The 9,199-nt window shown below is 33.8% G+C and carries 11 protein-coding genes and 1 pseudogene; 7 read left to right on the plus strand and 5 right to left on the minus strand.

All coding sequences use genetic code 11. From position 1 onward, the window contains the following. The 4 genes from rlmD to QZ260_RS12350 all read left to right on the plus strand — a co-directional run. Nucleotides 1-889 (plus strand): 23S rRNA (uracil(1939)-C(5))-methyltransferase RlmD (gene rlmD / locus QZ260_RS12335; RefSeq protein ID WP_295986692.1); only part of this gene is annotated, 889 nt, incomplete at its 5' end. 26 nt (nt 890-915) lie between these two features. Further along, nucleotides 916-1,458: a DUF6452 family protein gene (locus QZ260_RS12340; RefSeq protein ID WP_295986695.1), complete on the plus strand. Its 543-nt coding sequence runs from the start codon at nt 916-918 to the stop codon at nt 1,456-1,458. Continuing rightward, nucleotides 1,424-2,155, plus strand: coding sequence for a DUF6048 family protein (locus QZ260_RS12345; protein ID WP_295986698.1), 732 nt, complete (start codon nt 1,424-1,426; stop codon nt 2,153-2,155). The genes QZ260_RS12340 and QZ260_RS12345 overlap by 35 nt, the downstream gene beginning before the upstream one ends. 53 nt (nt 2,156-2,208) lie before the next feature. Continuing rightward, the gene (locus QZ260_RS12350) at nt 2,209-2,721 is read left to right on the plus strand and encodes a 3'-5' exonuclease (protein WP_295986701.1); all 513 of its coding nucleotides are present in this window, start codon (nt 2,209-2,211) and stop codon (nt 2,719-2,721) included. Nucleotides 2,722-2,826: 105 nt separating this feature from the next. Here QZ260_RS12350 and QZ260_RS12355 read toward each other — a convergent pair whose 3' ends face one another. After that, complete coding sequence (locus tag QZ260_RS12355) at nt 2,827-3,990, minus strand: THUMP domain-containing protein (protein ID WP_295986703.1); 1,164 nt, start codon at nt 3,988-3,990, stop codon at nt 2,827-2,829. A gap of 263 nt (nt 3,991-4,253) precedes the next feature. Here QZ260_RS12355 and QZ260_RS12360 point away from each other — a divergent pair, with 263 nt between their 5' ends. The 3 genes from QZ260_RS12360 (at nt 4,254) to QZ260_RS12370 (ending at nt 6,311) form a co-directional block, all read left to right on the plus strand. Then, complete coding sequence (locus QZ260_RS12360; RefSeq protein WP_295986705.1) at nt 4,254-4,985, plus strand: class I SAM-dependent methyltransferase; 732 nt, start codon at nt 4,254-4,256, stop codon at nt 4,983-4,985. Between the two features lie 136 nt (nt 4,986-5,121). Next, a complete protein-coding gene (locus QZ260_RS12365) occupies nt 5,122-5,796 on the plus strand; it encodes a ZIP family metal transporter (protein WP_295986707.1) in 675 nt (224 codons plus the stop codon). Between the two features lie 86 nt (nt 5,797-5,882). Continuing rightward, entirely contained in the window at nt 5,883-6,311 is a 429-nt protein-coding gene (locus QZ260_RS12370) for a DUF4268 domain-containing protein (RefSeq protein WP_295986708.1), read from the plus strand. Nucleotides 6,312-6,320: 9 nt separating this feature from the next. Here QZ260_RS12370 and QZ260_RS12375 read toward each other — a convergent pair whose 3' ends face one another. The 4 genes and pseudogenes from QZ260_RS12375 to QZ260_RS12390 form a co-directional block, all read right to left on the minus strand. Further along, nucleotides 6,321-6,833: a GNAT family N-acetyltransferase gene (locus QZ260_RS12375; protein ID WP_295986710.1), complete on the minus strand. Its 513-nt coding sequence runs from the start codon at nt 6,831-6,833 to the stop codon at nt 6,321-6,323. After that, the gene (locus QZ260_RS12380) at nt 6,823-7,449 is read right to left on the minus strand and encodes a hemolysin III family protein (protein WP_295986713.1); all 627 of its coding nucleotides are present in this window, start codon (nt 7,447-7,449) and stop codon (nt 6,823-6,825) included. The genes QZ260_RS12375 and QZ260_RS12380 overlap by 11 nt, the downstream gene beginning before the upstream one ends. Continuing rightward, the gene (locus QZ260_RS12385) at nt 7,450-8,127 is read right to left on the minus strand and encodes a DUF4294 domain-containing protein (protein ID WP_295986715.1); all 678 of its coding nucleotides are present in this window, start codon (nt 8,125-8,127) and stop codon (nt 7,450-7,452) included. 325 nt (nt 8,128-8,452) lie between these two features. Beyond that, nucleotides 8,453-9,199: pseudogene (locus tag QZ260_RS12390) on the minus strand (hypothetical protein); the annotation flags it as partial.

The following is a 9,199-nucleotide window of genomic DNA, read 5'->3' on the forward strand; positions in this document are numbered from 1 at the left end:
CCTCAACAAATGTCATCTACAAGCAGATCCTTCAAATGCTATTAGAAATGCTGTGAAGCAGTTTGCTGTTAAAAACGATTTAGAATTCTTTAATACAAGAAACCAAACCGGATTGTTGCGAACCATGATGATACGCACGTCTAGCACAGGCGATATCATGGTAATGATTCAGTTTTTTAAAGAAGATAAAGCTAAACGCGAATTAATACTCGATTTTATTACTGAAACCTTTCCGCAGATCACCTCTTTACAATACGTTATTAACGGAAAAGCAAACGATACCATTTACGATCAAGAGGTCATTTGTTACAAAGGTGCCGACCATATATTTGAAGAAATGGAAGGTTTAAAATTTAAAATAAACGCTAAATCCTTTTATCAAACCAACTCAGACCAAGCTTTTGAACTTTATAAAATAACACGGAATTTTGCTGGCTTAACAGGTAGCGAATTGGTTTATGATTTATATACAGGAACTGGAACCATAGCACAGTTTGTTGCAAAACAAGCGAGTAAGGTTATTGGTGTAGAGTCTGTGCCAGATGCGATTATTGCGGCTAAAGAAAACGCACAATTAAATGACATTAATAACGTTGAATTCTTTGTTGGTGATATGAAACATGTTTTTAATGATCAATTTATTAAAACACATGGGCAACCAGATGTTATAATTACCGATCCGCCAAGAGATGGTATGCATAAAGATGTGGTACAACAAATATTAAACATAGCTCCTAAACGCGTGGTTTATGTGAGTTGTAATAGTGCTACCCAAGCAAGAGATTTAGCTTTAATGGATGCCACTTATAAAGTGATAAAAACCCAAGCTGTAGATATGTTTCCGCAAACATTTCATGTAGAAAATGTAGTATTACTTGAAAAACGTTAAAAGTTTATTCGTTTAGAAAATAAAAAATGAAGTATTATAAAGTTTTAATAATTCCAATCTTATTAATAGCTATGCTATCAATAAGCTGCGAACGCGACGATATTTGTCCCGATGCAACGCCAACAACACCAAGATTAATTATTGATTTACTGGATGCTTTAAACCCAGGCACCAAAAAAAACGTGTTCGATTTAGTGGTTATAGGTGTTGATAATGACGATTTTTTACCAGATTATATTTTTCAAGATACAGACGACCTTATTTTACCTTTAAGAACGGATGATAACACCACAGAATATATTCTTATTAAAGAAGCTAGCGTTAACGATAATGGCACTCCTAACGATAATACCGATGATTTTGTTGATGGAAATCAAGACCGTATTACTTTAAATTATAGCCGCGAGGAAGTTTTTGTGTCTCGCGCATGTGGCTTTAAAACTATTTTTAAAAATGTAACCCTAACCATTGTGCAAGATGGAGATAACTGGATGCTATCAAGAGAACCTTTAACCGATAATCAATCTGTAGAAGATGAGACAACAACACACTTTAATATATCGCATTAGTTGCATAGCTTGTATGCTATTTTTCTGTGTTTTTGTTAACGCACAAAATGATAGCATTTTAAGTACGGCCAACGATTCTACCAAAATTAAACTCAAGTATGGGCTTCGCGTAGGTGGCGATATTGGAAAACTTATTAGAACCTCTTTAGATGATGACTATTCAGGTTTTGAAATTATGGCCGATTATCGCATAAAAGAAAAAATGTATGTTGCTGGTGAAATTGGTTTTGAAGAAAAAAACACCATTAATGATTATTTAAACATCACCACCAAAGGAAGTTATATAAAAGGCGGTGTTGATTTCAATATGTACGAAAACTGGTTGAATATGGATAATATGATTTATGTTGGCTTCCGAGTCGGCGCAAGTACTTTTAGTCATGATTTAAATAGTTTTCAAGTATATAGCATAGACCAATATTGGGCGCCACAACTTACATCGAACACCAAACAAGAACTTACTGGACTCACAGCATTTTGGGGAGAAATTATATTAGGCATGAAAGCCGAAATCCTCAATAACCTCTATTTAGGTTTAAATTTGCAGTTAAAAATATCTGCAAGCCAAACCATACCTGATAATTTTGATAACGTTTATATACCAGGATTTGGTAAAACTTATGATAGTAGTGGTATTGGTACTGGTTATAGCTACTTCTTAGCTTACAGGATTCCACTTTATAAAAAGGATAAATAATTATTTGGCCATTTTATAACTAAAGCTGTACATTAACAAACAAAACCAACAACATGGCAACTAATTTCGCTGCAATAGACTTCGAAACCGCAAAAGGACATCACATTTGCTCTGTTGGAATTGTGACGTTTAAGGATGGTGTGATTATCGACGAATTCCATGCGTTAATAAAACCACCAAACAATGATTATAATTGGCACAACCAACAAGTGCATGGTATTACTGAAGATGATACTCGATTTGCTCCCGATTTTAGAGGGGTGTATCCTGAGATTAAAAAACGTATTTCTGGTATTGTTATTGTAGCACACAATGAATCTTTTGACAGAACCGTTTTACAAAAAACGATGAAAGATTATAACATTCCGCAGTCAGACTTAACCATGCAAGAACGTTGGGAATGTACGCTTAAAATTTACCGCAAAAAAGGTTATAAACCTGCAAAGCTTGATACTTGTTGTAAAGTGCATAATATAGCTTTAAAACACCATGATGCGTTGTCTGATGCGCGTGCTTGTGGTAAGTTGTTTTTAATAGCTCAGTATGAGCGGTTGCCTTTGTTTTAAGTGTAATGTCAGGTTGAGTGCAGTCGAAACCTATAAAGTTTTTCGATTTTTAAAACCTTTCGACTGCGCTCAAGGAGACATCTTTATTCCTGCTTTCGAAGTCGTTTAGTCCTTATTCATATACTTACCCTTTTTACTCCCTTCATACATGACATATTTTACCAAACGGGCTTCTAGTTTGGCATTAAATAGGTGGATTTTTCTTGAAGGGCGCAATCCAACATGCTTTAAAGCATCTAGATTTGAAGTAATAAACCAAGCATCGGTACCTGGGTAGTTCTGTTTTAGTGTATCGCCTATGTTGGCATAAAACTCTTCCATATCGATATTTAAACGCTCACCGTAAGGTGGGTTAAATACCATATGCAGTTTTTCGTCGCCTCCTTTTTGGGTTTTAAAGAAATCTTCATGTTTTACCTCTATAAAATCTTCTAATTGGGCGTTTTTTACGTTTTCTATGGCTTTAGCTACGGCACTTGGTGCTTTATCGTAACCTATTATTTTATGATGGAAATCTCGAGTTTTACCGAGTAAAGAGGCTTCAATTTTTTCAAACAATTCAACATCCCAATCGCTCCAACGCTCGAAAGCAAATTCTTTTCGCATCAGGTTTGGTGGTATGTTACAGGCTATCATTGCTGCTTCAACAAGCATAGTGCCCGAACCACACATGGGATCCATAAAATCGGTTTGCCCATCCCAACCCGATAGCATAATTAATCCGGCTGCCAATACTTCGTTTATAGGTGCAATGTTGGTTGCTGTTTTATAGCCCCGTTTATGCAGTGAATCTCCTGATGAATCTAGAGATATGGTACATTTTCGTCGGTCTATATGCACGTTTATTTTTAGGTCTGGAAACTTTAGGTCTACGTTTGGTCTTTGCCCATCGGTTTCTCTAAATTTATCGACTATAGCATCTTTTGTTTTTTGTGCGATGTAAAGCGAGTGCGTAAACAAATCTGAATGAATGGTAGCATCTATGGCTAAAGTCCCTGTCGGCTTTAGGTATTGTGACCAATCCATGGCATAGACTTTATCGTATAAATCTTGCTCGCTATTGACGTTAAAAGAATGGATGGGTTTTAAGATTTTAACGGCGGTACGCAATGCTAAATTACATTTGTACATAAAACCTTTGTCGCCCGAAAAAGACACGTTACGAATGCCCTTTTTTACATGTTGTGCACCGAGTTGTGTGAGTTCGTTTTCTAATAAATCTTCAAAGCCAAAAAGGGTTTTGGCAACCATGTTGAAATTTTCTTCCATTTTTTTACGTCTAATAGACTATTTTAAATCTAATAGGTTACAAAAATAACGTAATTTTGCGGCAAACGTAAAGTTTATTGATAATTCGGGTTAAGGATTGCAGCGGCATACTTTTTGCGAGGATTTGAAACGATTTACTTTCATTAATACTGAGAGTTAATTGATGGTTAGATCCCGAAACAAGTTAGGGACTGCTTCGCAGAAAGATATAGCGGAAAGCCTGACCCCCGAACATTTCTCGGGGGTAACCCCAAACAAAATTTATGACTGAAAACACTACAACTTGGTTTACCTCTTGGTTTGATACGCCATTTTACCACATTTTATATAAAGACAGGGACGACACCGAAGCACATGCGTTTATGGATACACTTTCTGGTTATTTGAATATTCCGGAGCATGGAACCATACTAGATCTCGCTTGCGGCAAGGGACGACATGCCCGATACTTGAATAAAATTGGGTATGATGTTACGGGTGTGGATTTGAGCGAAAATAGCATTGAGTATGCAAAACAGTTTGAAAACCACCGCTTGCATTTTGATGTGCATAACATGTGTAAGCCTTACCAAAACCAGTTTGATGCAGTTTTTAATTTGTTCACTAGCTTTGGGTATTTTGATGATGATGCCGATAATTTGAACACCATCAAGGCGATAAAAGCAGAACTAAACGAATTTGGTTTTGGGGTTATAGATTTTATGAATAGTGATTTTGTGATTGATAACTTGGTGCCTGAAGAGGTTAAAACGGTTGATGGTATTGATTTCCATTTAAAACGTTACGTGGAAGATGGTTATATTATAAAAGATATTACTTTTACAGCTGATGATAGGTTATACAATTTCCAGGAGCGCGTGCGCGGGTTTACTTTAGCCGATTTTGAGTTGTTTTTTGAACAGGCCGGTGTTTACTTGTTAGATGTTTTTGGTGATTATAAATTGAATAAGTTCAATGCCAAAACATCGGAACGTTTAGTCCTAATTTTTAAATAAGTCGATAATCGACAATTAATTATACTTACTCTTGTGGGTAATTATTAATTGACTTTTAATTATTATTACTGTTGCAAATTTTTGTCGATAATCGGCATCTAATTATACTCACTATGGTGGGGCATTATTTTTTTGAATGAATACATATCTTTTTCCCATATACGCTGTTATTTTAGGTGTTGTTATTGCAAAACTATCTAAAAATAAAAAAAACTGGAATACTAAACTCCTACTCTCTTTTAGTGGTGCTTTTTTATTAGCATTGACCCTTTTTGAATTGTTGCCAGAGGTTTACAGCCACTTAGACACCAAACTTACCGGACTGTTTATTATGTGTGGTATTTTGTTGCAAATTATTTTGGAGTTATTCTCTAAAGGTGCGGAGCATGGGCATGTGCACATCCACAAGCACGAAACTACTTTTCCGTGGCTGCTGTTTATTAGTTTGTGTATTCATAGTTTTTTAGAAGGTTTCCCAATACATCAACATAACGATATGGTATATGGCGTTTTAGTGCATAAAGTGCCTATTGCCGCTTTGATAAGCATGTTTTTATTTCAGTCGAAATTTAGTAAAATGCAAATTATTGCCTTTTTACTAGTTTTTACAGCCATGACACCTTTGGGAACTTATATTTCGAACACATCAAACTTAAGCATCCAATTAGCTCATAGTATAAATGCGATAGTAATTGGGATATTTTTTCATATTTCTACCACCATTCTATTTGAAAGTGGCGAAGGTCATAAATTCAACTTATCTAAGTTCGTTTCTATTATACTTGGTGTTGGGGTGGCTTATTTAATTTAAAATGACAACAAAGCGAAAGGAAAAAAGAATAGACCCCATTTGTAATAAGTCTTTTATCCTTTCTCTGTTTTCTAATTTCTCTTTCAATGTTTAGCAAAGAAGAATCTCGCATATTAAGACAAGACTTTTGGACAAGCTTCGGGAAATCGTTTCCACGGAAATGGATTTTGTATGACACCAAATTGAAAGGTCTTAGTTTTAAATTTCACTTTGATAATAAAACGGCTCTAATCGCTTTAGACTTAGAAGATGATTTAGAAAATCGTATTAATTATTGGGAAAAGCTACTTGCCTTAAAATCAATTCTTCTAGATGATTATTTACCTGAAGCTATTTACGAAGAGGAATATTTTCTTGATAATGAAAAAGAAATTTCTAGAATATACTTGCCTTTAGAACAAAAAGTATCTATTCATAACAAAAACTCTTGGCGAGATGTTATGGAGTTCTTCAATGAAAACATGAGCTTATTTGAAGCTTTTTTTGAAGAATATAAAGAGGTTATTGAAGGGTAGAATTAGTGCCTATGCAGAAATTTGTTTCGTCATTTGGTAATCGTCCATAATAAATCCGTTTCCAATATCTTTAACCACAGGCCCAACATTAATAAAACCTAGTTTTTCATAGGTTCTAATAGCATTAGTGTTATTTTTATTTACGGTAAGCATGATGATTTTTAAATGATATAACTTCGCTTTTTCTTCAATAAATTGCATTGCTGTTTTACCAATCTTATTTCCTCTGTAATCACTTAGAACATAAATTTTGCTTAAAAACAACCACTCTTTTTCTTTTCTAATCGAAATATAACCAATAGGTATTCCATCATATGCTAAAACAAAATATTCGAAACCTTCTGCTTCAACTTGTGTTGAAATGGCTTGAGTAGATTGATATTTTTTAAGCATATGCTCAACTTGACCAATGCCTGTAATTGGAATATAATGTTCTCTCCAAATGGTATCTGCTAAGCTTTCTATTTGCTGATAATCAGGAGTTGTATGTGCTAATTTAATTTCTATCCTATTAAATAACATAACCAAAAATCATAAAGAAGTGAAAAATAGCGCCCGCCAAAACGAACAAGTGCCAAATAACATGATTTAGTGGTATTTTATGAATCGCATAAAAAACAATACCAACAGTATAAGACAAACCTCCTGAAAATAAAAACAAAATCCCGTTATCTCCCATGGCTTCAGACAACTTAGAAAAGTCAAAAACAATCAACCAACCCATTAATAAATAAAGTAGCGTTGAAAACATTTCAAATTTTCCAGTAAAAAACAATTTCAAAATTACACCAAAAGCCGCAATTCCCCATACCACAAAAAAGAGTGTCCACCCTAAAGTTTGTTCTAAAGAAATTAAACATACTGGTGTATATGTTCCTGCAATTAAAAAGTAAATACTAATGTGATCTATAATCCTAAAATAATGTTTTCGCTTCTCTTTTTTGGCAGCGTGAAACACAGTTGAGGCAGTAAACAAAATGATTATAGAGCTGCCATAAACGATAACACTAAACAAACTCCAATCGGTTTTATTGGTATCGTAAATGATGAGTAACACGAGTGCTGCTATACCAAATAAAGCGCCAATAGCGTGAGTTATACTGTTAAGTTTTTCTTCAAATGGTGATTGGATGCTCATTTATTCAGGTGTTTTTTGATGAATCCACTTGTTGGTTAAATCGTAAAAATCAAATTCTATGGCAGGATCTTGTCGTTCTAATCGCCCACTTTGAAAATTACGCTGCAAGACATCTTCAATTAAATAATCTTCTTTTTCGTTTAGTGGATCAAACTCACGTTTTAAGGAAATATCGAACATACTAGCGGTTGTATTATACCAAAAAGCTCGCCAACCACTGCGTAATTCTCTTATTAAATTAAATGCTGTTTTTCCAGTTTGTCTATGAATTAATTTAACAAGAATCTGACCTTCTGTACGGCTCATTTTTTTTAGTTCTTCAGAAAACTCACCTTCAATATATTTTTGAATGCGCTTTGTATAGCGTTTTCTTTCGCGGTTTCTTGTAAGTGTTGCTAACCGCGTATTCATAGAATCTAATCGTTCTGCTGCCATTTTTGCATACGGATACACTTTAATGGTTTTTCGTCTTAAAATCAGATAACGAATTCTATCCTTTTTACTATCAAACTTCAACTTATGCAAAAGCATGACCTCATCTAAATCTATATACGTTCGAGGGACTGAATCGCCTTTAATAATAAGATATTTATTAGGTATAGAATCTTGTTCAATGACTTTCACCTGAGCAAATAAAATCAAAGGAAAAACTATAAGTATGTATTTTAAGTAGTTCATCAATAAAACACTGGAGCATTTAACATGCCAAAATTACTAATTTACACTGATAAACCTTAAATTCTTAGCAATATTATATCATACCAAATATATTTTAAAATGATTGAAAATAAATTTAAGTTGTATTTTTATTAAATGAAACAGAAAACATAAGCATAGCGCTCCTTACGGTTGTATATTATATTAAAATATACAGGGAATAGAAACTAATTTAATCGGTTATCTTGGGGTTTCTTCGGTATTATTAGAAAACAAATTTTCGTTACCCATAAAAAAACCCACAAACAAAAAATGTAAGTGAGTTTTGGCTATTATTTAGATCGTTTTACAATCGTCTTCTATTATCGTTAGAATTTGTATCAATAAGCTTATTATATGGATCGACACCAACTTCAATAGGCTCTTCATCGACTATAATTGTTATTGTATTATTGATTTCTGTAATTTTATGTTTCTTCAAATAGAGTTCAACTTCTTTCATTTTCCCTTTTTCATCTTCTTTTTCAGCAAAAACACCAATATCAATATAATCTGCTAATGGCACAGATAAAATAGGCTTTCTCATATCTTCTGTTTTATAGGATATACTATCTTCATAAAACTTTTTCCCTTTTTCGTCATTTCTGTATTTGCTTACTTCAAATTCAATATCTAATTGATATTCACCAGTATCCAACTCGGTAGACTTTACCTCTTTAATCCTATTTTCATAAAGTGTAATGGTCTCAAACATATCATTAATAGTATACTGTAATGAATCTGGTGTTACCTCCCTAATATGGTTAACCATATCGATTGATGTAGTATAAGGTGGATATTGAAACTTTACTTTTTCAACGTATTTCTTTAATGCCCCATTTAAGACATCCTCGCCAATATAATCACTTAAGGCATAAAAGACCATAGAGCCTTTTTGATAACGAATATAGCCCTGACCATCATTATACATTAATGGTTTTTCTCGTTTACGTTCTAAAGTTCTTTGTGTTAAATAATCATCCAAGGCTTTCTTTAAAAACTTGCGCATTTTACCTTTTCCTTGCTGATGTTCGATGACTTTAAGGGATACATA

Source organism: uncultured Algibacter sp. (assembly GCF_905480415.1).
GTDB lineage: Bacteria > Bacteroidota > Bacteroidia > Flavobacteriales > Flavobacteriaceae > Algibacter_B.

What these genes read in the sequence shown, in the direction of transcription:
- QZ260_RS12340 (WP_295986695.1), top strand. Translation starts at nt 916, where the DNA reads ATGAAGTATTATAAAGTTTTAATAATTCCAATCTTATTAATAGCTATG.
- QZ260_RS12350 (WP_295986701.1), top strand. Translation starts at nt 2,209, where the DNA reads ATGGCAACTAATTTCGCTGCAATAGACTTCGAAACCGCAAAAGGACAT.
- QZ260_RS12380 (WP_295986713.1), bottom strand. Translation starts at nt 7,449, where the DNA reads ATGAGCATCCAATCACCATTTGAAGAAAAACTTAACAGTATAACTCAC.
- QZ260_RS12355 (WP_295986703.1), bottom strand. Translation starts at nt 3,990, where the DNA reads ATGGAAGAAAATTTCAACATGGTTGCCAAAACCCTTTTTGGCTTTGAA.
- QZ260_RS12360 (WP_295986705.1), top strand. Translation starts at nt 4,254, where the DNA reads ATGACTGAAAACACTACAACTTGGTTTACCTCTTGGTTTGATACGCCA.
- QZ260_RS12375 (WP_295986710.1), bottom strand. Translation starts at nt 6,833, where the DNA reads ATGTTATTTAATAGGATAGAAATTAAATTAGCACATACAACTCCTGAT.
- QZ260_RS12365 (WP_295986707.1), top strand. Translation starts at nt 5,122, where the DNA reads ATGAATACATATCTTTTTCCCATATACGCTGTTATTTTAGGTGTTGTT.
- QZ260_RS12370 (WP_295986708.1), top strand. Translation starts at nt 5,883, where the DNA reads ATGTTTAGCAAAGAAGAATCTCGCATATTAAGACAAGACTTTTGGACA.
- QZ260_RS12345 (WP_295986698.1), top strand. Translation starts at nt 1,424, where the DNA reads ATGAGACAACAACACACTTTAATATATCGCATTAGTTGCATAGCTTGT.
- QZ260_RS12385 (WP_295986715.1), bottom strand. Translation starts at nt 8,127, where the DNA reads ATGAACTACTTAAAATACATACTTATAGTTTTTCCTTTGATTTTATTT.